Below are 21,863 nucleotides of genomic sequence, written 5' to 3' on the forward strand. Positions count from 1 at the left end.
TGCGCATTCACGAGCCGCGCGCACGGAATGTCATGGTATGCGGCCGGATCGAGCCGTTCGAGCCCCGAACCCGGTGGGCCCGGTCGACGCCTCGGAGGCGGGTGAGTGTGCGGCACAGGGCGTTACGGCCGATCGAAGTGCCGATCGAGTGTCGCCAGGATGTCGTCGACGGGGCCGAAGGTGATCATTCCGGTTGCGCCGCCCGCGATCTCGCCGCGCATGGGTTGGAGGGCGGCACGCGCCTGCGCGGCGAGCGATTGGTCCCGCAGCCGGATCGCCGTGTGCGCGGTGACGGCCCAGAGCGAGTCGTACAGATGATCGGCAGGGGGTGTGGGCAGAGCGGCCGCGGCCCGGCGGGCCGCCGCGAGGTCACCGCGGGCGAGATCGAGGAGAGGCTGGACCCAGGGGCGGTTGGGCCCCCAATCGAGGTCGGCGTGCGTCGGCGCGGGACGGTCGTGACGGATGCGGAGCGAGAGCAGGGCGAGCGGGAGCATCCCGGCCTCGACCCCCGGCATACCCGCACCGGCGAGGTCGGCGGCCACGGCGCGATAGGCGTGCGCGACCTCGGCGGGTTCGCTCGATTCCCCGGCCAGCCGCATCGCCCGGTACGCGGAGGTGAACAGGTGCACGAGCGGTGTCTCGTGAACAGCGGCGAGCTTCTCGGCCGAAGCGACATGGTGTTGCGCGGTCTCGGCGGCGCCGCGGGCGGCGCAGACCTGGATCTCGATGAGATGGCCGAGGATCTCGAACGTCGGGAGATCATGTCGCGCAGCGAGATCGACGAGTTCGCTCGCGATGGCGTCGCGTTCGGCGGTGCCCCCCGCGCGCTGGAAGGACTGCACGAATCGGGCGTTCAACGCGAGTGCCAGCACATTGGGGTCGTGCAATTCGCGGGCGAGTCGTTCGGCCTCGGTGGCCGCCTCGGCCGCCCAGCGATCCCGGCTACCGCGGTGCTCGAGAGCGATGGTCGCGAGAAGCCGGGCTCGAAGCACGGGCGAGGCCGACGGACCGAGCCGGTCGAGAGTGCGGCGGGCCGTCGCCACCAGGGCCTCGGACCGCGCGGGGTCGTCGGCGCGAGTCCAGACGGCGGGAACGTCGTAGGCCGTGATGACGCGGGCGGTGAGGTCCGGATCGCCGGTTCGCTCCGCCTCCTCGACCGCCGCGGCGCGTTGCCGCTGGGCAAGGACCAGGTTGGTGCCGCCGGTGACCGCGGCGGCCCGGGCCACGGTGCTCATCGAACGCAGGCGGGTGTACGTCCCCGTCGCTTCCGTTCGGGTGAGCAGGCGCAGGCGGTCCTCGGTCCGGGGCGCGGGCGTCAGATGCGGAGCGTGCCGCAGGATGTCCCGTTCGAGATGGTCGAGACTGTCCGCCGACTCCAGCCCGAACCGATCGAGCAGCCCGGCCCGCGCGGCACGCAGCGAATGCAGCGCGTCGACCTGGCGGTCGGCCTGGTAGAGAGCGTGCGACAGCAGCACCCACGCCTGCTCCCGCCACGGATGCGCGGCGGCGAAGGCCTCCAACTCGGGGACCAGGGACGCGCCGCCACCGAGATCGAGCATCGCCCTGGCGCGCACCTCGATCGCCCGGCTCCGCAGTTCCGTCAGGCGGGCGCGCTCCGCCGTCAGCCAGGGTGAGTCGTCGAGCCCCGCGTACGGCTCACCCGTCCACCACGAGAGCGCCTCGCTCAGCGCGGCCGCGACCTCGTCGCCGGGTTCGTCCCGCACCGCCCGCAGGGTGTCCTCGAAGCGGTGGGCATCGACGTGTGATCGCGGAATCCGCAGGGCGTAGCCGTCGCCGACGGTCTCGATGACGTGCGATCGCGCCCGCGGACCGCGCTCCGGCTCGAGCGCGCGGCGCAGCTCGGAGACGAAGGTGCGCACCGCCCCGGCGGCCCCGGGCGGGGGATCCTCCCAGAGATCATCGACGAGCATCGACAGCGGAACGGCCCGGCCGCCCGCCGCGACGAGCCGCCCCAGCAGTTCGCGGCGGCGTTGGCTGCCGACCGCGATCGGGTGGCCTGCGCCGTCCCTGACCTGTATCGGTCCGAGCACCTCGAGGAAGATTTCCACGCGTTCATTGTCGTAGGTACCGGATATCGTCGGTCCAGGTCGTCGCTGATCCACTGCTAACTGGGCTCCGAGATCCTCGTCTGGTTCACGCATTCACCTGTGCGCGGCAGTAGCTCGCCAGGCCGACGAAAGAGGAGACAACCAACGATGAGCATCGGCATTCCGGATTTCGACGAATCCACGATCGATGTGGGTGGCGGTATCGAGCTGAACGCGGCGGTCGGCGGGGAGGGACCGGCGATCGTGCTGCTCCACGGCTTCCCCCAGACCCACCTGATATGGCGGCACGTCGCCCCCGTGCTCGCCGCGCGGCACACCGTGGTCTGCCCCGATCTGCGCGGCTACGGCGCCAGCGGCAAGCCGGAGGCGGTCGACGAGAACACCTACTCGAAGCGGACCATGGCCGCGGACATCGTCGGCCTGGCCGACGCGCTCGGGATCGGCGAGTTCGCCCTGGTCGGGCACGACCGCGGCGGGCATGTCGCCTTCCGGGCCGGGCTGGACCACCCGAATCGGGTCAGCCACCTGGGGATCCTGGATATCGTTCCCACACTGGACAGCTGGAACGTGCTCCGCGGGGTCGACGCGGCGGTGGCCTTCCACCTGTATCTGATGGCCCAGCCCCCCGGCCTGCCCGAGCAGATGATCGCCAACAGCGCCGACGCGTTCTTCGGCCACTTCCTCGACATCTGGTCGAAGAACCCCGACGCCATCCCGGCGGACGTGCGGGCCGAATACCTGCGCGCCTCCCGGGAGGCCGTGGTGTCGATCGTCGCCGACTATCGCGCCACCGCGACCGTCGACATCGACCACGACCAGGCCGACCTCGACGCCGGAAACCAGCTCACCATGCCGCTGATGACCGTCCAGCAGGACTGGGGCAAGCAGCTGGGATTCGACGCGGGCGAGATCTGGCGGCCCTGGGCGACCGATGTGCAGCACTTCACGACCCAGGCGGGTCACTTCATGGCGGAGGAGGTGCCGGAGGATATCGCCGCGCTGATCCTGGATCTGGTGAAACGGTGACGCCCGCTAACCCTGGCGCAGGCGGCGCAGCCCGGCCGTGAACTCCGCGGCCCCGCCCCGCAGCGGCTCGAAGAACTCGCGATCGCAGGCCTCGACCGCCACGATGGCCCGATCGGCCAGGGCCACCCCGGCTTCCGTCGGGACCAGCGATTTCGCCCGCCGGTCGTGCGGATGGTCGCGGCGGCGCACCAGCCCCTTGCCCTCCAGTGCCCGCAGCACCTGGGAGGTCATCATCGGGTCGGTGGCGGCGTGGGTGGCGATATCGCGCTGCATCACCGGCTCGCCGTCCGCGGTATCGGCGAGCCAGGTGAGCGCGGCCAGCAGCACGAACTGCACGTGGGTGAGGCCGAACGGGGCCAGCGCCGCGCGCTGGGCCGCCTGCCAGCGGTTGGTCACCTGCCACAGCAGCAGGCCCGGGCTGTCGTCGGCATGCTCGAATTCGGTGTGCGGTCGGTGCCTCACGCGTTGGCCTGCGCGATGCCCAGCTCGACACCGCGGCGGACGTGATCGCGAGATACGACACCCAGCCGGTACCTGGTCACCAATCCTCCGATCGCCGTGACGGACAGCTGCCCGCATTCGATAGTTAGTATGCGCACTTACTATATATCGCGCAACCCTCCGGGAACACGTTCGGGTCTCGCGATGTTGAATGCAGGCGTGACAGCTACCGACCTGACCATGTACTCGACGACCTGGTGCGGTTACTGCCGCCGCCTCAAGAAGCAACTCGACGAGGCCGGCATTACCTACACCGAGGTCGACATCGAGTTGGACCCCGCTTCCGCCGAATTCGTCGGCAGCGTCAACGGCGGCAACCACGTGGTGCCGACCGTGAAGTACTCGGACGGCTCCACCGCCACCAACCCGAGCCTGGCTCAGGTGAAGCAGGCGCTGGCGGCCATCGCCTGAGCGCCTGGGCGCGAATCAGGCTCCGGCAGCCCAGGACTCGACGATGGTGCGGGCGATGGAGATCGACCCCGGCAGGAACAACCGCTGATCGGAGGCGTCGCCGGAGATTCCCGTCGGCGCGCCCCACGCGCCCGCGTCCAGCGCCTGCCGCACCTCGTCGCGGGTGAACCAGTAGCCCTCGGCGATCTCGCCGTCGGCGAAGACGAGGGGCTGCTCCGGATCGGCCACCGCGGCGAAGCCGAGCATCAGCGACCGGGGCAGCGGCCACGGCTGGCTGCCCAGGTAGCGGATGTCGCGCACGTCGACGCCGACCTCCTCGAGGATCTCGCGCTGCACGCACCGCTCGAGCGACTCCCCCGCCTCCACGAAACCGGCCAGCAGCGAGAACATCTTCTCCGGCCAGGTGTGCTGGCGGGCCAGCAGCACGCGGTCGCCCCCGTCGTGCACCAGGCAGATCACGGCCGGGTCGATGCGCGGGAACTCCTCGTGCCCGGCCTCGCTGACCCGGGTCCAGCCGCCGCTGGCCGGGGCGGTCGCGGTGCCGTCGGCGGCGCTGAAGCGCGCCCGGTCGTGCCAGTTCAACAGCGCCAGCGCCGTGGACAGGATGCCGAGGGTGACGTCGTCGAGGTGCAGGACGCTGCCGACCACCCGCAGATCCATCAGCTTGCCGTCGAGCTCGTTGTCCCGCACCGCCCAGAGGTGACGGCCGCCGTCGATCCCGAGGAACACCGCCTCCGGAACCGGCTCGGGCGCCAGCGTCGTCGCAGACTCCAGCAGCACCGAATCGCCGTCGATGCGGACCTGGCCGCGACGGTTCATCCGCAGCAATCGCGCTTGTGGCCAGCCCTCTTTCAGCGCCTGCTCGTCCGAGCGCAGCTCCTCGGCGCGATCGAGCGCGGAACGCGACAGCAGCGGAACGTCTTTGAGCTGAAAACCTGACACGCCCCGAGCGTATCGGGCGGGGAGATCACTTGTTCGCGCGGCGCACGTAGAGCAGCCGGTCACCGGCGTCGAGCGCGTCCACCTCGGGCTCGTCGACCCGGATCAGGTCGCCGCCGCGGACCACGCCCAGCACTATGTCGCGCAGATGCCTGGGCGACCCGCCCACCTCGTCCGGCTCCACCTCGCGCTCGGCGATGGCGAATCCCGCCTCCGGGGTGAGCAGATCCTCGACCATGTCGACCACCTTCGGGGTGGTGGTGGCGATGCCGAGCAGCCGCCCGGCCGTCTCGGACGACACCACCACCGAATCGGCGCCGGACTGGCGCAGCAGGTGGATGTTCTCCGCCTCCCGGATCGAGGCGACGATCTTGGCCTTCGGATTCAGCTCGCGGGCGGTGAGGGTCACCAGCACCGCGGTGTCGTCGCGATTGGCGGCGATCACCACCGAGGACGCGTGCTGCAGCCCGGCCAGTTTCAGCACATCCGACTGGGTGGCCGAGCCGTGCACGGTCACCAGGCCCGCGGTGGCGGCCCGCTCCAGCGCCACCTGGTCGGTGTCGACGACGACGATGTCGCCGGGCTGCACGCCGTCGCCCAGCATCGCGTCGACGGCGGTGCGGCCCTTCGTCCCGTATCCGACCACCACGGTGTGATTGCGCACCCTGTGCCTCCATCGCTGAATCTTGAACGCCTGCCGGGACCGCTCGGTCAGCACCTGCAGCGTGGTGCCGACCAGAACGATCAGGAAGAGCACCCGCAGCGGCGTGATGACGAGGATATTCACCAGCCGGGCCCGCGGGGTGGCGGGCGTGATGTCGCCGTATCCGGTGGTCGACAGCGACACCGTCGAGTAGTACGCCGCGTCCAGCAGTGACAGGTCGCTGCCCTGGTTGTCGTGATATCCGTCGCGGCCGAAATACACCACCAGCGTCGCGGAGACCAGCAACGTGACCGCGAATGCCACGCGACGAGTCAGCGAAACCCAAGGGCTGGTTTGGATTTCCGGGATGCGCAGAATTCCGACCAGGGCATAGTCGGGGCGGTCTGTCAGACGACGTAGGCCGCGCGACGCCTCATCGAACACGGGAACCACCGATCCTGTCGTGCACCACGGAACCGCAGCGTACCGGTCCGGAGGAAGCTCGACAGCGCGGCACGCGGATGGCATCGTGCAGGCATGACGACCGGCTCTGCCGCCCGACCGCGGCGCGCACACCTGATGGCCGCGGCGTTGTTCGGTATGGGCACGCTGCATTTCGTGGTACCCCGGCCGTTCGATTCCATCGTGCCACCCGCGCTCCCCGGCAACAGGCGGACCTACACCTACCTGTCCGGAGCGGCGGAGGTCGGCGTGGCGACCGCACTGGCCCTGCCGAGCACCCGACGGCTCGGCGGGCTGCTCGCGGCACTGCTGTTCATCGCCGTGTTCCCGGCGAACATCCAGATGGCGGTGGACAGCGTCCGTAATCCGCGGGCGCCGTTCGCGCTGAAGGCGATTTCGCTGCTGCGCCTTCCGTTGCAGGTCCCGATGGTGACACAGGCACTGCGGGTGCGCCGCGATGCGGCCTGACAACCGCTGCGCGAGGGCGGAAATCCAGCGGCCGGTTGCCCTTTCGCACCAAGGTGATTCGTCGTCCGGGTGACGATGGTGCTCAGTCGGGTTCGTCGTCCGGTGGGGCGGACCAGGCCGGGGCGGCGGCTTCGATCAGGGCGGTGAGCGCCTCGGCGCCCGGCAGTTCCGGCGGGGCGATGGTGCGGCCGGTGCGCACGTAATGGAATGCGGCGCCGACCTTTTCGAGGATCTCGTGCTCGTCGGCGCCGGTGCGGGCGGCGAGCAGGCGCGCCCAGGCCAGGCGATAGACGGCCAGCTGCATCTCCACCGCCGGCTCCTCGGCGCGGGTCGGTGCGGCGCCGGTCTTCCAGTCCACCACCAGCCAGCGGCCGCCGGGCTCGGCGAACACGGCATCCATCCGGCCGCGGATCAGGGTGCCTGCGAGGGAGGTCTCGAACGCCACCTCCACCTCGACCGGATTGCGATCGGCCCACGGCGAGGACAGGAACGCCTCCTGCAGGCGGATCAGGTCGGCGTCGGCGGTGCCGCTGTCGGCGGCGCCGGGCAGCTCGTCCAGCCCGAGCAGCCGGGTCGCACCGAACCACTGCTGGATCCAGGCGTGGAACGCGGTGCCGCGCCGGGCGAACGGGCTCGGCGGATACGGCAGCGGGCGGCGCAGCCGGGCGGCCAGCTTCGCCGGATCGGCCCGCAGGTCGACCAGGGCGGTGGCGGGGAGCTGTCCGGGCAGCTCCACCTCGCGGACGCGGTCGGCGGCGGCGAAGTGCTCGACGAGCAGGGCGTCGACATCGGTCGCCCAGCCCTCGGGATCGGCGTCGGGATCGGCTGCGGCGCTGTCTGTTTCGTCGAACAGTGACAGCTGTCCGGTCGGTTCGGTTGCGCCACCGCCGGATTCGGCCGGGTCCCCGTCCGATATCGCGGTGCGGACGAGCGCCGCCCCCTCCTGAACCGCGGTGCGGCGCTTGCCCAGCGGGTCGCGGGGCCAGTCGGCCGACGCCGGGTTGTCGGTGAACGGGTTGACCGCGTCGTCGGCGGGCGGGTCGGCCCAGTGGTCGATGCGGACCGTCGCGGTGAGGAGCGAGTCGGGGCGTTCGGCAGGGCCCTTCAAATCCAGCAGGAAGTCCGACGGGCCCTTGGGGGTCGAGCCGGTCTCCGCCCAGTGGTGGGCCGAAACGAACAGGGCGCGTTCGGTTCTGGTGAGCGCCACGTAGAACAGGCGGCGCTCCTCCTCGAGGCGACGCCGATTGAGCGCCTCCTTGTGCTGCTTGATGGCACGGTCGAGATCGCTGCGGTCATAGAGATCGGACAGGTCCAGCACCGGGACGCCGTCGGAGGTCTGGGCGGAGTCGGTCGGCGATACCGAGAAGTGGCCCGCAGCCGCCGCACCTGACGCTTCGGGCGCTGAGGTGGCGCACGATGCCATGGAGCTGTCTGCCGACTCGGCGTCGACCGCGTCGGGAACAGAGGCGGTAGACCTCGACGCCGTGGAGCGACCGCCCGACGGCGCATCGGACACGCCGGAGGCGGCAGCTCGAGTTGCCGAACGATCCGGAGGGGCGTGGTCGACAGCCTGTGTCACCACCGCGCTGTCCGCGGGCACGGCATCTCGCTGCCGGTCGCCGCGGAGGGAGGTCGGCAGTTCGGCCAGCGCGCCCAGCCAGGTGCCCGCGGCGGTGCCGGAGGGGAATACGCCGCGCACCACATGCGGGACCGCCACCACCTCCCACTCCAGGCCCTTGGCGGCGTGCACGGTCAGCACCTGTACACGGTCGCGGGCCACCTCGACTTCGCCGGGCTCCAAACCGTTCTCGACCTCCTCGGCCGCGGCCAGGAACGCCAGCAGGCCGGGCAGGGAGGCGCGGTGATCGGTGGCGTATCCGGCCACCACCTCGGCGAAGGCATCGAGGTGCTCGCGGCCCGCGCCGCCACCGACCGCGGCCCGCCGGGCCTGGGTCTCCACGCCCACGCCGATGGTCCGCTCGACATCGGCGACCAGCTCCGGCAGCGACTGGCCGCCCCGCTCGCGCAGTCCGGCCAGCTCCCGGCCGAGGTCGACGATGCGCTGATAGCCGGTGTCCGAATACTGTTCCGCCGCACCCGGATCGGCGATGGCGTCGGTGAGCCCGGCCCGCTCGGCCGGTTCCGGCGCGACGGCTCGCAGCGCATCGGCCAGCCCCGCCGAATCGGTGATCGCGGCCGCCTGATCGGGGGGCTTGTTGATCGACAGGTCGCGTGCCCGGCGCGACAGGGCGGCCAGATCGGTGACCCCGAGGCGCCAGCGGGCCCCGGTGAGAATGCGCATGGCGGCACTGCCCGCCCCCGGGTCGGCGATCAGGCGCAGCGTGGCCACGACGTCGGCGACCTCCGGGGTGGCGAGCAGGCCGCCCAGGCCGACGATCTCCACCGGTAATCCACGCTCGCGCAACGCCTCCGCCAGGGGCGCGGCATCGGCGTTGCGGCGCACCAGTACCGCCGAGGTGGGCGGGGGGACTCCGGCGTCGGCTCGCGCCTCCCATTCGGCCGCGATCCGCTCGGCCACCCAGTCCCGTTCGTCGGCAACGGTTTCGGTGAGTGCCAGCGCCACCGTGCCCGGCGTGGCGTCCGGCCGCGGCCGCAGCGCGTCCACACTCACTCCGGTGTGCCGCAGCGGTTCGGCCACCAGGTTCGCCAGCTCCAGCGCCTCCGGCGGGTTCCGCCAACTGGTCAGCAGCGGCAGGATCGGCGCGGGAACCCCTGGCGCACTGGGGAAGTCGGTCGCGAACCGCGGCAGATTCGCCGCCGACGCACCCCGCCACCCATAGATCGACTGCATGGGATCACCCACTGCCGTCACCGCCAGCCGCCCACCGCCCGGCGCCTGCGGGTCGCCGCCGTGTTCACCTGAGACTGAATTCGACCCGCCGCCAACGGAATCCCCGGAGCGCTCACGGGGCAATTCCGCCGCGCCACGCCCGGACGAATTTTCCTCCGCAGCAACGCGTTCCGGCGCGTTCCCTTCGGCGATACCGTCCGGCCCGCCTCCGAGTTGCCCGGCGGGTTCGGTGCCGCGGCCGTGGGCGCTGTCGAGGTCGCCGAACAGGGCCGCCAGCAGGATGCGCTGGGCGTGGCCGGTGTCCTGGTATTCGTCGAGCAGGACCAAGCGGAAGCGGTCGCGCTCGGCGGCGCCGACCTCCGGATGTTCGGCGGCCAGGCGGGCGGCCAGCGACATCTGGGCGCCGAAGTCCAGGGCGCCGCGGCGGCGGAGCTCGTCGCCCAGGCGGCGCACCAGCGGCAGCAGCGCCACGCGCTCGTGCTGCGTCTCGAGAATGCCCAGCAGTTCCTGGCTCGGGCCGCCGCGCTGGCGGGGGCCGCGGGGCAGCGTCAGGATCAGCTTCTCCAGTTCGGTGTGGGCCTCGGCCAGCTGTTCGGGCTCCACCAGGTGCTCGGCGAGCTGACCGGACAGCGCCAGCACCGCCTCGGTGACCGATACCGGGGTGCGATCGGTGTCCAGATCGCCGTCCCAGCCGGTCACCACGCGGTGGGCCAGCTGCCACAGCTGCGTCTCGGTGAGCAGGGTCGCGTTCGGCTCCACCGGCAGCAGCAGGCCGTGCTCGCCGAGCAGGCGCCCGGCGTAGGAGTGGTAGGTGCTGATCTCGGGTTCGGAGCCGGTCAGTCGGGCACGCAGGCGACCGCCGGGGTCGATCTCGCGCAGCAGGGGCGCACCGGCCAGCCGGGCGAGCCGGGTGCGGATGCGAGTCGTCAACTGCTGGGCGGCTTTCCGAGTGAACGTCAGGCCCAGCACCGCGTCGGGGACGACCAGGCCGTTGGCGACCATCCACACCACCCGCGAGGCCATGGTCTCGGTCTTCCCCGCACCGGCGCCCGCGACCACGAGTGTGGGACCGGGCGGCGCCGCGATCACGGCGGCCTGCTCGTCGGTCGGCGGCGGCAGGCCGAGCGCCTCGGCCAGTTGCCCCGGGGTGATCCTCATTCCTCGGTCACCTGCCGTCCGGTGTCCTGGACCGGGCAGCTGCCCGACACCGCGCAGTGACGGCAGCCGTCGTTGCGCATGGCTAGGTAACTCGGGCCGCGGGTGGCGGCGGCCGCGTCGTGGATCGCGCCGCGCCACTGCTCGACACCGTCGGCGTCCAGCGCGCCCTGCAGCCGCTGGGTGGCGCCCTCCTTGGTACTCGGCTTGGCGACGTAGACGAGGCGGGCGCCGCCGGGTTCAGTATCGGGCGAGCCGTCGTCGAGTGCCCCGGCGGCCGCGGCCACCTGGTACGTCGCCAGCTGGGCATGATCCTGCGCGGCCTTCTTGGAGACCGGCGTCTTGCCGGTCTTCACGTCCACGATCACGAAGCGGCCGAACGCATCTCGCTCCACCCGGTCGACCCGGCCGCGGATCCGCACGGTGTACTCGTCGGGCGTGCGCGCCGGGAGCACGCAGTCGACCGGCACCTCCACGCCCATCTGGGTGAGCTCGTCACGAGTGTTGCGCAGCCACGACAGGAACGTGTCCAGCATGGTTTCGGTGCGCCGCAGTTCCTGTCGCGAATGCCAACTGTGCGGACCGGTCTCGGTGGCGCCCGGATCGATCGCCTTCCAGGCCCGGACCAGCGCGGCCTTCACCTGCGCCTCCGAGACCTGCCCGGCCAGCGCCTGCACCAGGGTGTGCACCAGATTGCCCTTGATCGCGTGCGGATTGTCGCCGTCGCTACCGCCGTGGCGCTCCAGCGCCCAGCGCAGCGGACAGGTCTGCAGCAGCTCGACCGTGGACGGGGAGAGCGCGACCGGGCCCGCGTCCGCACCCCACAGCGGCAGCTGCGAGCTGAGATCGGCGGTGCCGTACCAGCCGTCGGGGTGCGCGCCGGGCACGCCCGCGCGAGCGAGCCGGGCCAGCTGCCCCGCCGCCCGCTGCCGCCGCTGCGAATCGTCCTCGGGATCGCAGGCCACACCGCGTAATTCGGCGATCAGCGCCTGCATCACCAGGGCGCGGCCGGGATCGATGGGCGGCGGAATGCGGCCGGGTTCGCCCGCCTCGGATGCCTCGTCCAACTCGCCGAGGAACCGGGACGGCACCAGATCGCGGTCGCCGCTGACCGATTCGACGGCCGTGACCAGCAGCGAGCGCCGGGCGCGGCTGCAGGCGAGCAGCAGCAGGCGCCGCTCCTCGGCCAGGATCGGCGCGGCGCGGCTCACCCGTTCCCCGGAATCGGCCACGCCCGCAACGAGATCCACCAGATCCTCGACCCCCAGCAGGGTGCCGCGCGGGCGCAGGTTCGGCCAGATCCCCTCCTGCACACCGGCCACCGCGACGACATCCCATTCCCGGCCCGCCGCCGCGTGCGCGCTCACGATCGCGACCGCGTCGCCGGAGTCGGTGAGCGGCGCCGAATCCTGCGGAATCTCCTGCTGTTCCAGATATTCGACGAATCCGCCGACGGTCGCGCGCGGCAGCCGGTCGACGTAGGCCGCCGCGGCGTCGAACAGCCCGACGGCCGCATCCAGATCGCGGTCGGCCTGCATCCCGACCGCGCCGCCGCGCTCGGACTGCCCGACCCAGCGCCGCTCCAGATTCGACCCGGTCCACAGCGCCCACAGCACATCCTCGAGACCGGCGCCGCGCCGCAGCGCCTTCCGCGCCCGGCCGACCGCCTTCAGCACCCGCCGCAGCGGCGCCGCCTCGACATCGGTGAGCCGATCCAGGATCGTGAAGTCCCCGACCCCGGTGATCAGATCCCGCAGCACCTCGGCGGACGAGCGGTCCAGGTCGGCCGACTGCACGGAATCGACCGCCTCCCAGGCGAAATCGTCGTCGGCGGCGCTGACGGAAGCGCGTCGGCGATCCGGAGGCGTGAGATGGGTGTCGACGCCTTCCCCGAAGTCCTTCCGCTCCGTGTGCGAACCGCTGTCCTCGGCCTGCCCCGCCACCTCAGCAGCCGCCGGCTCCGCGTGACTCTCCACAGCGCCGTCGACGTCGGGGGGCACGTCGGCGGCATCGGGCTCGCCCGCATCGGACCGTCCCGCCCACGGGTCGTCCGCGGCGCGGTGGGCTCCCCGCTCCAGCAGCGTGCGGCGGATACCGCGGCGGAGGCGGCGCAGGCTGATCTGGTCCGCGCCGCCGAGCGGGCCGGACAGCAGGTCCAGGGCGTCGTCCTCGGTGTACAGGTCGGGGCGGGACTGCTCACCGGCCAGCAGGGCGCGCAGCGACAGCAGCATCCAGGCGCCGCCGCGACGGCGTGCCAGCGGGACATCCGGCTTCGGTTGCAGGACAGGCACTCCCGCGGCGAGCAGGGCGCGGCGCAGCGGGGCCAGCGACAGCGGCACCGACCGCACGATCACCGCCATCCGCGACCACGGCACGCCGTCGGTCAGGTGGGCGCGACGCAGCCGGTCGGCGATCAGCGCCGCTTCCTTCGCGGGCGTGGTGAGCACCCGCACCTGCACATCGCCGTCGGCAGGGGCAGGCTCCGCGGCCGGGTCCAGGCCGTCGAGGTCCGCCGCGTCGTCGTCCACCGATAACGCTGCGCCCGTGACGGTTTCACGCCCGTCGAAGCGATGCGCCGCCCGCCCCGGCATGCGCGCCGCGATCCGGACCACGCAGTCGTGGATCGAGCGGGCCGCACGGTGGTTGTCCCGCAGCACGATGCGCCGCGCCGCCGGAGCGTCCGGATCCGCGGCGAAGCGCACGTCGGCACCGCGGAAGGTGAATACGGCCTGATCCGGATCACCGGCCACGACCGTCGCCGCGGGCCCCGACCCGATGGCCCGAACCAATTGCGCCGCAAGCGGATCCAGATGCTGCGCATCGTCGACGAGCAGGCAGTGCAGGCGCTCGCGCTCGGCGGCCAGCAGGTCCGGATCCAGGGCCAGCGTGTCCAGCGCGGCGCCGACCAGCTCCGCGGCGTCCAGCGCGGGCGCGCTCGCCTCCGGCGCCTCGACGCCCACCGACCAGCGCAACAGCATCGCCTGCTCGTAGCGTTCGGCGAAGCGGCCCGCGGCCTCCCATTCCGGCCGATCGTGTAGGCGACCCAGGTCCACGAGGTCCTCGGGGCCGAGCCCGCGCTCGGTGGCGCGCAGCATCAGATCGCGCAATTGCTCGGCGAACCCGATGGTCCCGAGCGCCGGTTGCAGGCGCTGCGGCCACAATTCGGCCTCCACACCCCCGAATCCGCTCCGCGCGAACCCCTCCTGGATATCGGTCAGTTCACCGCGCAGCATCTCCCGCAGCACCACGTCCTGTTCGGCGCCGGTCAGCAGCCGGGGCGGCGGATTGCCGTGTGCGGCGGCGTGCCGCCGGACGATCGCGAAGGCGTACGAATGCACCGTGCGGACCAGCGGCTCCCGGGTCGCGCCGGGCACCCCGCCGGAGACCTCGGCCAGCTGCCGGGTGACGGCATTGCGCAGCCGCAGCGCCGCCTGTTTCGAATGCGTGAGGACCAGTACCGATTCCGGATCCGCCCCGCCCGCGATCCGGTCCACCGCGAGATCGGTGAGCAGCGCGGTCTTGCCCGTACCCGGACCGCCCAGCACCTGCCACGGCCGCCAACCGGCCTCCGCGGCGCCGCTCGCGAACAGCGTCCGGACGTCGGCGCCCCATTCCCGCGCTCGGGGGGCCGTCTCGCTGCGGCGCACCAATCGCACCGAGCTATCCGATCGCATCACGGCCGCTATTTCAACAGACGCCTCCGACAGAAATTGCCGCGGTGGCAGCAAACCGCGGCGGCTGCATCCGGTGTATCCGATCCGTGATAGGCGCCGCCGGCCGTCGTTATCGGACATCAGGCGATTTCCCCGGGCGATACGGAATCCGGCACACCGCACCAGCATCCCGAATACTCGAACATTCTTTCGATTTCACACATTTGTCGGGCCCCCTCGGCACAATGGTCGCGTGCCCGATCTCCACGTCCATCGATTCGGCCCGGCCGACGGCCCCCTGGTGCTCGCCCTGCACGGCCTCACCGGGCACGGCCGACGCTGGGAGGCGCTGGCCGCCGAACACCTGCCCGACGTCCGTATCGTCGCCCCCGACCTGCGCGGGCACGGCCGATCCCCCGCGCTGCCACCGTGGACGTTCGAAACCGTGGTGGACGACATCGCACGGCTCCTGGCCGGTGAGCCCGCCGTGGTGCTCGGCCATTCGTTCGGCGGCGCGGCCGGGATTCACCTCGCCCGCCTGCATCCGGAACTGGTGCGCGGGCTCGTGCTGCTGGATCCGGCCATCGGCCTGGACCCGGAGCTGATGCTCCATATCGCCGAGAGCATGCTCGCCGCGCCCGACTATCCGGATATCGAGGCCGCCCGCCTGGACAAGCTGGAGACGGCGTGGGCCGACGTGGAGCCGCCGCTGCTGGCCGCCGAGCTCGCCGAACACCTGGTGCCCACGCCGTCCGGCCGGATGGCGTGGCGGATGAGCCTGCCCGCCGTCACGGCCTACTGGGGCCAGCTCGCCCGGGATTTCGTGCTGCCGCCCGCGGGCCTGCCGACGGCGCTGGTGCAGGCGATGAAATCGCCGTTCGTCACCCCGCGATTCCGGGCCGCGCTCACCGAGCACCTGGGCGCCGCCCTGACGGTGCACGAGTTCGACTGCGACCACATGGTGGCCCAGGCCCGTCCGGCCGAGAGCGCCGCCGTCCTGCGCGGGATGCTCTGAGATGGCCACCACCGACGCGGAGGTCGAGCGGGTGCGGGAACTGGTCGCGGCCATCCCGCCCGGCCGGGTCGCCACCTACGGCGATATCGCCGCGGCCGCGGGCCTGTCGACACCGCGCACGGTCGGCTGGATCATGCGCACGGATGCCGCCGATCTGCCCTGGCACCGGGTGCTGCGCGCGAACGGCACACCGGCGCCGCACCTGGCGCATCGCCAGCTGCGGGAGCTCGCCGAGGAGGGCTGTCCGATCCGCGGCGATCGCGTGGACCTGGCCGCCGCCCGGCACCGCTTCGAATAGTCCGGCGGCACAACCCGACATCGAAAACACGCCGCCGAACCGCCCCGCGCGGCGTGGTCCGCCGGTTACCGTGGAGTCATGTCCACCCGTCTCGCGTGCGTGGTGTTCGATGCGGTACAGCCGCGGAGCGTGGCCCGGTTCTGGGCCGAATTGCTGAGCTGGGAGGTCACGGTCGACCGGCCCGGCGAGGTCGACGTGGCCGCACCGGATCCGGACGCGCCCGACGTGGCGCTCACGTTCCTGGCCTCGCGGCAACCCACGTCCGGCCGCAACCGCATCCACCTCGACCTGTCCAGCCGATCGCTGGATCATCAACGCGTGCAGGTGGATCGGGCATTGTCGCTGGGTGCCCGGCGCATCGATATCGGGCAGGGGCCGGTGCCGTGGACGGTGCTGGCCGACCCGGAGGGCAACGAATTCTGCGTGCTGGAGCCGCGGGAGCAGTATGTCGACACGGGGGCGGTCGCCGCGATCGTGGTGGACACCGGGGATCCGGGCCGCCAGGCGCAGTTCTGGTCGGCGGCCTCCGGCTGGCCGGTCACCCACGACGAGCAGCGGTCCGTCGGCATCCGCTCGGTCAGCGAGCAGGGGCCCTGGCTCGAATTCCTGCTCAGCCCGGGGCGCCCCGAGCCCGGTCGGCTGCACCTGGACCTGGTGTCGTTTCCCACCGACGATCCCGCCGAGGAGGTCGCCCGACTACGCGCGGCCGGTGCGACAGCGGTGCGGCCCAACGATTCTCACACCGATGAGCCGCCGGTCGTGCTGGCCGATCCGGACACCTACGAGTTCTGCCTGCTGCGGCCCCACAGTGTATGAATCGCCGAACCTCTCGCTCCCGGCGCTGACCGGCGGCTCATTCCCGCACCGCGCCTCGATACCGCGCGGCGGCCGGACGTGCACCGGGACCGCGCGCCGCGGGGCGTCGCCGTCGCCACGAACTACGATCGGCAGCATGTGCAAGCTACCGGGCGGCCGCTCGTGACCGACTTCGACGCGATCGTGCTGGCCGGAGGTCGCGCCACCCGGATGGGCGGGGTGGACAAGCCCGCGATCGTGGTCGGCGGGCGGTCGATGCTGGATGCGGCGCTCACCGCGGTCGCCGCCGGTGCGCGCACCATCGTGGTCGGCCCGCACCGCCCCGAGCTGGCCCCCGAGATCCGGCAGGTCCAGGAGGTGCCGGCCGGGGCGGGGCCGGTGGCCGCGATCGCGACCGGGCTGCGGACGCTGGAGGAATGCGACTTCCCGGCCCGCCTCGTGGTGGTGCTGGCCGCCGACATGCCGTTCCTCACCCCCGCGGCGGTCGACGAATTACTCAGGGCTGCAGCGGAATCCGGAGCCGACGCGGTGTTCGCGACCGACGAGTCCGGGCGTCCGCAGTACCTGGTCGGAGTGTGGCGGCACCGCGCGCTGCTGGCGGGGCTCGACCGGCTCGATTCGCTGATGAACCAGCCGATGAAGGCGCTTGTCCCGGCGAACACCGCCATGGTGCCGCTGTCCGGGGTCGCCGACTGCGACACCGCCGACGAGGTCCGCCAGGCCCGCGCCCGAGCGGCACCGCTGACGCTGGACGACGCACGAAGCACGGTGCGCCGCAACTTGTCTCGACTACCCGAGCGGCACACGCTGCTGCGGTCGGCCCGCGGCGCCGCGCTCGCGGCGCCACTGGCCGCGGCGGAGGCGCTGCCGCGGTTCGACGTGTCGGCGATGGACGGCTACGCGGTATCGGGGGACGGCCCGTGGCGGCTGCGCCACGACATCGGCTTCGCCGGCGGCGAGCGTCCGGTGGGGCTGCTGCCCGGCGAGGCGGTCCGCATCGCGACCGGCGCGCACGTGCCCGACGGCACCACCACGGTGATCCGCGACGAATTCATTCGCCTCGACGCGACCGGCGTGCTGGATCGACTGCCCGACACCCCGATTCGCGACGATGTCCGCCACCGCGGCGAGGACTGGTGGCCCGGCGACACGGTCGCGCCGGAGGGCACACCGGTGTCGGCGGCACTGCTGTCGGTGGCCGCCTCCGCCGAGGTCACCACCGCGCGGGTGCGCGGTCCGGTGCGAGCGCGCATCGTCATGACCGGAGACGAGATCCGCAGTGAGGGCCCGCTGCATTCGGGTCAGACCCGCGACTCGATCGGCCCCGTCCTGCCCGACCTGCTGGCCTGGTGCGGGGTACACGCGCTGGACCGAGTTCACCTGCGCGACACCGCCGACGGCTTCGACGAGGTGCTGGCCGCCGCGGCCGACTGCGAGCTGCTGGTGATCGTCGGGGCCACCGGCGGCGGCGCGGCCGACCAGCTCCGCGACGCCCTGGATCGCACCGAGGCCCGAATTCTGGTGCACCGCTTGCGCATGCGCCCCGGCGGCTCCACCGTGGCCGCCGAAACCGAGTCCGGCACAGCGGTTCTGGGCCTACCCGGCAATCCGTTCGCCGCGGTGGCCACGCTCCTGGCGCTGCTACCCGCGATGGTCGAGGGCCGCACCGGCCGCACCCCCGCCCGCCCGATCACCGGCCCCCTGCTCAACGCGGGCGAAATAACCGGCCCCGCACCACGCATCGTCCCCGCCCGCGCGGTCCCGGAGGGCGGCTGGCTGGGCGACGCCACCGTCCGCACGGCCCACCTGGCAGGCCTCCTGAACCGCGACGGCCTCGTCATCGTCCCCCCGGACGCGGTCGACGGCGCCCACGTCGAATTCCTGCCACTCCCTAGCTGATCCGAACGGGCACAGCGGCGAGCGCCCTTGCACCGTTCCCACACGCCCGGCATTCTGTAACGCGTTCTAGAAACAACACTCTTCGAGAACGAGGGCAACGGATGACCACACCCGGCGAGATCGTCACCGAATTCTGCGCCGAATGGGGGACGGGCACGGCCGAATCCGTGGCCGCCTACTTCACCGAGGATGCGGTGTACCACAACATTCCGATGGAACCGCTGGTCGGCAAGCCCGCCATCCTGGAGTTCCTCCGGGGATTCCTCGGCGGATTCGGCAATATCGAGTTCACCGTGCACCATCAGGCCGAGCTCGGATCCGTCGTGCTCAACGAACGCACGGACCGATTCCGCATCGGCGACAAGGATGTCGAACTGCCGGTCATGGGCACCTTCGAGGTCCGCGACCGCAAGATCGCGGCGTGGCGCGACTACTTCGACATGGCGCCGTTCGCGGCGATGCAGCAGCAGTAACGTTCGCCGAGTGGTCCACGGCAATCGCGGCGAAGTGGCTATCCCTCGGGCGCCGCGCGGCCGCTATCGTCACCGCTTGTGACCGATATCCGCGAAATCCCCGAAGGCCAGACGAAACTCGCCGCACCGGCCCTGCTGGAGCTGCGTCCGCAGTGGAAGACCACCGACGCGCTGGTCGAACTGGTCGATCGGCGACTGCGTCCCGGCGGGTACCGGATCGTCGGCGCCTTCGACGACGACCACGACGTCGCGGTGTCGATCCTCGGCTTCCGGGATGCGTGGGCGGCGGCCTGGGGCCACCACCTCTACGTCGACGACGTCTCCACGCTGCCCGAGGCCCGCGGCCGCGGTCACGCCGATCGCCTGGTGAGCTGGATCGAGGCCGAGGCGCGCAGGCTTGGGTGCGAGTCCGTGGAGCTGGTGTCGGCAGTCGGGGCCCACCGTGCCGCCGCGCACCGCCTCTACATGCGCCATCACCTGACCATTACGGCGCACCATTTCACGCTCGCACTCTGACTGGTACCCGGGGGGCCGCGGAGGGTCGCCTTCATGCCCGGTCGCCCGCCTCGAAGAACCGACTTTCACGCCCCGAGGGCCAGCGGCTCGCTTCCGATCCTGCCTGGCTCGGGGACCGGGACCGCCGCCAGCAGCCGACGGGTGTACTCCTCCCGCGGATGCCCGAAGACCTCGGCGGGCGGCCCGGTCTCGACCACGGATCCGCCCCGCAGCACCACGACCCGGTCCGCGACCTGATGCACGACGGCCAGGTCGTGGCTGATGAACAGGCAGGCGAAGCCGAATTCGGCGCGCAGGTCGGCGAACAGGTCCAGGACCTGGGCCTGGACCGAGACGTCGAGCGCGCTGGTGGGCTCGTCGGCGACCAGCAGGCGCGGCGCCAGCGCCAGTGCGCGCGCGAGGGCTACGCGCTGGCGCTGCCCGCCGGACAGTTCGGCGGGGCGGCGACCGGCGTAATCGCGAGGCAGGCGGACCGATTCGAGCAGTTCCGCGACCCTGGCCCGCAGCAGCGAACCGTTCGCGACGCGATGCACCAGTAATGGCTCGCCGATGGAGTCCTCGATCGTGCGACGCGGATCCAGCGAGGCGGCGACGTCCTGGTGCACCAGCGCCACGTTCTTGCGGATCGCCCGCAGCTCCCGCGATGTCAGCCCGCGCAGCGCGGTGCCGTGCAGGGTGACCTCGCCGGTCTCCGCCGGGACCAGGCCCAGCGCGGCTCGTCCCAGAGTGCTCTTGCCGGAACCGGATTCGCCGACGAGTCCGACCACCTCGCGCGGCGCCACCGACAGCGAGACCCCCTGCAATGCCCGGAATCGCTTGCCGCGCGAGCGATATACGACGGTGAGATCGGCCAGCCGCAGCACCGATTCTTGTCCGTCGCCGTCTCGTCCATCGTCGCCGGACCCCGGTTGGCTATCCGAGGAGTTCGCCGCCGCAACACCGTTCACGCCGACCGTGTCGACAGGCGCGGATTCCGGCAACCGGGGCACGGCCGCCAGTAGTGTTCGGGTATAGCCCTCGCGGGGTGCGGCGAACAGCTCGCGCACCGGTCGCTCCTCCACGACGCGACCGCCGCGCATGACCACCACCCGATCGGCGGTCTCGGTGACCACGCCCAGGTTGTGGGTGATGAACAGGATCGCGGTCCCGTTGCGCCGCTGCAGATCACGCAGCAGGTCCAGGATCTCCGCCTGCACCGTCACGTCGAGCGCGGTGGTGGGCTCGTCGGCGATCAGCAGGTCCGGATCGCCCGACAGCGCCAGCGCGATGACGACCCGCTGCTTCTGCCCGCCGGACAGCTGGTGCGGATACCAGTCCAATCGGCGCTCGGGTTCCGGAATGCCCACCAGCCCGAGTAGTTCCGCGGCGCGTTCGCGGGCCTCGGCCCTCGAGATCGGTCCGTGCGCGCGCAGCGCCTGGACGATCTGGGTGCCGATCTTCTGCACCGGATTCAGCGCGGTCTGCGGCTCCTGGAAGACCATGGCCGCCCGGGTGCCGCGTATCGCCCGCAGCTGTTGTTCACTCGCGCCGATGATTTCGTGCTCGCCCAGGCGGATCGAGCCCGCGGCGCGAGCGCCGGGCGGCAGCAGCCCCAACGCCGATCGGGCCGTCATCGACTTGCCCGAACCGGATTCGCCCACCACGGCGACGACTTCGCCACGGCCGACCGTCAGGGCGATGTCCTCGACGACCGCACGCACATCGAAATGCACCGACAGACCCGTGATTTCGAGAACAGGGGCGAACTGCTCGGTTGCGGGCACGGTACTCATCCGATCCTCCTCGCTCGGCCCAGCCCCTGCGCGATCAGCAGGAAGCCCAGGGTCAGCCCGGCGATGATCACCAGCGGCCCCACGGCCATGGCCGGGTTGGCATCCATATTCGACACCGACTCCGCGACCACCGATCCCAGCGACGGTTCCGGCTGCCGCACCCCCAGCCCGATGAAACTCATGGCGCCGTCGACGGCCACCGCGATCGACATCGACAGCGCCAGCTGCACGGCCAGCGGCTCGAGGACGTTGGGCAGCAGATGTTTTCGCAGCGTCCACCACGTGCCCGCGCCGATCACCTCGGCGGCCTCCACGAACGCCTGCTCGCGCACCCGCAGGATCGCGGTGCGGATCTGGCGGCCGAAGACCGGTACCTCCGCCGCCACGATGACGATGATCACCGCGTGCGCGCCCGGACCGGTGATCGCGGTCAGCGCGATAGCGAGGATGAGCGCGGGAAAGGCGAGGACGACGTCGAACACCCGCTGCGCCACGGTATCCGCCAGGGTGTGCACACTGGCCAGCAGCCCGACGGCCGAACCCAGTACCGCCGCGACCGGTACCGCGACGAACACGATGAGCAGATCGATCCGCAACCCGAACAGCACCCGCGCGAACACGTCACGATTCAGCTCGTCGGTGCCGAGCCAATGTGCCGCGCTGGGGCTCACCAGGTTCGCGCCGGTGATCTGCGTTATCGGGTCATAGCGGCTCAGCGCTCCCGCGAACAGCCCGGCCAGCACGATCGCCACGACAACCACCGCTCCCGCCAGGGCCTGTCCGCGCAGCAAGACCGGTCGCCTGACGCCGGAACCCGTTGCGGCCGAGTGAATTGCTTCGACAGCAACGCTCATGGCTGCTCTCCAATCCGACTCCACGGGCCCTGTCGAACACCGTGCCAGTCTTCGGAATTCACTGTGGCCGCGCATATTTCG

General features: G+C 71.7%; 18 protein-coding genes. 9 read left to right on the plus strand and 9 right to left on the minus strand.

From position 1 onward, the window contains the following. Positions 1–122 precede the first annotated feature (122 nt). Positions 123–2,069: an AfsR/SARP family transcriptional regulator gene (locus NM1_RS00775; protein ID WP_211339358.1), complete on the minus strand. Its 1,947-nt coding sequence runs from the start codon at positions 2,067–2,069 to the stop codon at positions 123–125. 147 nt (positions 2,070–2,216) lie between these two features. Between NM1_RS00775 and NM1_RS00780 the strand changes: the two genes are divergently transcribed. Then, positions 2,217–3,095: an alpha/beta fold hydrolase gene (locus NM1_RS00780; protein WP_068012609.1), complete on the plus strand. Its 879-nt coding sequence runs from the start codon at positions 2,217–2,219 to the stop codon at positions 3,093–3,095. Between the two features lie 6 nt (positions 3,096–3,101). Here NM1_RS00780 and NM1_RS00785 read toward each other — a convergent pair whose 3' ends face one another. Further along, positions 3,102–3,557 (minus strand): MarR family winged helix-turn-helix transcriptional regulator, encoded by a 456-nt coding sequence (locus NM1_RS00785; RefSeq protein ID WP_068012611.1) that lies wholly within the window; start codon positions 3,555–3,557, stop codon positions 3,102–3,104. Continuing rightward, entirely contained in the window at positions 3,554–3,694 is a 141-nt protein-coding gene (locus NM1_RS43695) for a hypothetical protein (protein ID WP_211339357.1), read from the minus strand. Before NM1_RS43695 ends, NM1_RS00785 begins: the two co-directional genes overlap by 4 nt. Positions 3,695–3,755: 61 nt before the next feature. Here NM1_RS43695 and NM1_RS00790 point away from each other — a divergent pair, with 61 nt between their 5' ends. After that, on the plus strand, positions 3,756–4,007 hold the full coding sequence (locus NM1_RS00790) for a mycoredoxin (RefSeq protein ID WP_281278063.1): 252 nt from the start codon (positions 3,756–3,758) through the stop codon (positions 4,005–4,007). 15 nt (positions 4,008–4,022) lie between these two features. Here NM1_RS00790 and nudC read toward each other — a convergent pair whose 3' ends face one another. Both nudC and NM1_RS00800 read right to left on the minus strand, forming a co-directional pair. Then, a complete protein-coding gene (gene nudC, locus NM1_RS00795; protein ID WP_068012617.1) occupies positions 4,023–4,949 on the minus strand; it encodes an NAD(+) diphosphatase in 927 nt (308 codons plus the stop codon). 25 nt (positions 4,950–4,974) lie between these two features. Further along, the gene (locus NM1_RS00800) at positions 4,975–6,033 is read right to left on the minus strand and encodes a potassium channel family protein (RefSeq protein ID WP_246010961.1); all 1,059 of its coding nucleotides are present in this window, start codon (positions 6,031–6,033) and stop codon (positions 4,975–4,977) included. A gap of 93 nt (positions 6,034–6,126) precedes the next feature. Here NM1_RS00800 and NM1_RS00805 point away from each other — a divergent pair, with 93 nt between their 5' ends. Next, positions 6,127–6,519 carry a DoxX family protein gene (locus NM1_RS00805; RefSeq protein ID WP_068012621.1) on the plus strand — a complete coding sequence of 131 codons (393 nt, stop codon included), beginning with the start codon at positions 6,127–6,129 and terminating at the stop codon, positions 6,517–6,519. 82 nt (positions 6,520–6,601) lie between these two features. On the opposite strand, the gene NM1_RS00810 is transcribed toward NM1_RS00805, so the two are convergent. Together NM1_RS00810 and NM1_RS00815 are read right to left on the minus strand one after the other, a co-directional pair. Further along, positions 6,602–10,489, minus strand: coding sequence for an ATP-dependent helicase (locus NM1_RS00810; RefSeq protein WP_068012623.1), 3,888 nt, complete (start codon positions 10,487–10,489; stop codon positions 6,602–6,604). Beyond that, entirely contained in the window at positions 10,486–14,160 is a 3,675-nt protein-coding gene (locus NM1_RS00815) for an ATP-dependent helicase (protein ID WP_068012837.1), read from the minus strand. The genes NM1_RS00810 and NM1_RS00815 overlap by 4 nt, the downstream gene beginning before the upstream one ends. Positions 14,161–14,392: 232 nt before the next feature. On the opposite strand from NM1_RS00815, the gene NM1_RS00820 reads away from it, so the two are divergent. The 6 genes from NM1_RS00820 to NM1_RS00845 all read left to right on the plus strand — a co-directional run bounded on the left by NM1_RS00820 (position 14,393) and on the right by NM1_RS00845 (position 19,156). Continuing rightward, positions 14,393–15,154, plus strand: coding sequence for an alpha/beta fold hydrolase (locus tag NM1_RS00820; protein ID WP_068012626.1), 762 nt, complete (start codon positions 14,393–14,395; stop codon positions 15,152–15,154). A gap of 1 nt (position 15,155) precedes the next feature. After that, entirely contained in the window at positions 15,156–15,452 is a 297-nt protein-coding gene (locus NM1_RS00825; RefSeq protein WP_068012629.1) for an MGMT family protein, read from the plus strand. A gap of 78 nt (positions 15,453–15,530) precedes the next feature. Then, positions 15,531–16,268: a VOC family protein gene (locus NM1_RS00830; RefSeq protein WP_068012631.1), complete on the plus strand. Its 738-nt coding sequence runs from the start codon at positions 15,531–15,533 to the stop codon at positions 16,266–16,268. Between the two features lie 162 nt (positions 16,269–16,430). After that, complete coding sequence (locus NM1_RS00835; protein WP_084519037.1) at positions 16,431–18,167, plus strand: NTP transferase domain-containing protein; 1,737 nt, start codon at positions 16,431–16,433, stop codon at positions 18,165–18,167. Between the two features lie 101 nt (positions 18,168–18,268). Next, positions 18,269–18,640: a limonene-1,2-epoxide hydrolase family protein gene (locus NM1_RS00840; protein WP_068012633.1), complete on the plus strand. Its 372-nt coding sequence runs from the start codon at positions 18,269–18,271 to the stop codon at positions 18,638–18,640. A 78-nt stretch (positions 18,641–18,718) separates the two neighbouring features. Continuing rightward, positions 18,719–19,156: a GNAT family N-acetyltransferase gene (locus tag NM1_RS00845; protein WP_068012635.1), complete on the plus strand. Its 438-nt coding sequence runs from the start codon at positions 18,719–18,721 to the stop codon at positions 19,154–19,156. Positions 19,157–19,221: 65 nt separating this feature from the next. Here NM1_RS00845 and NM1_RS00850 read toward each other — a convergent pair whose 3' ends face one another. Together NM1_RS00850 and NM1_RS00855 are read right to left on the minus strand one after the other, a co-directional pair. After that, on the minus strand, positions 19,222–20,928 hold the full coding sequence (locus NM1_RS00850) for a dipeptide ABC transporter ATP-binding protein (RefSeq protein ID WP_068012638.1): 1,707 nt from the start codon (positions 20,926–20,928) through the stop codon (positions 19,222–19,224). Next, positions 20,925–21,782 carry an ABC transporter permease gene (locus tag NM1_RS00855; protein WP_068012640.1) on the minus strand — a complete coding sequence of 286 codons (858 nt, stop codon included), beginning with the start codon at positions 21,780–21,782 and terminating at the stop codon, positions 20,925–20,927. Before NM1_RS00855 ends, NM1_RS00850 begins: the two co-directional genes overlap by 4 nt. Between the last annotated feature and the right edge of the window lie 81 nt (positions 21,783–21,863).

The organism is Nocardia mexicana NBRC 108244 (assembly GCF_001613165.1).
Taxonomy (GTDB): Bacteria; Actinomycetota; Actinomycetes; order Mycobacteriales; family Mycobacteriaceae; genus Nocardia; species Nocardia mexicana.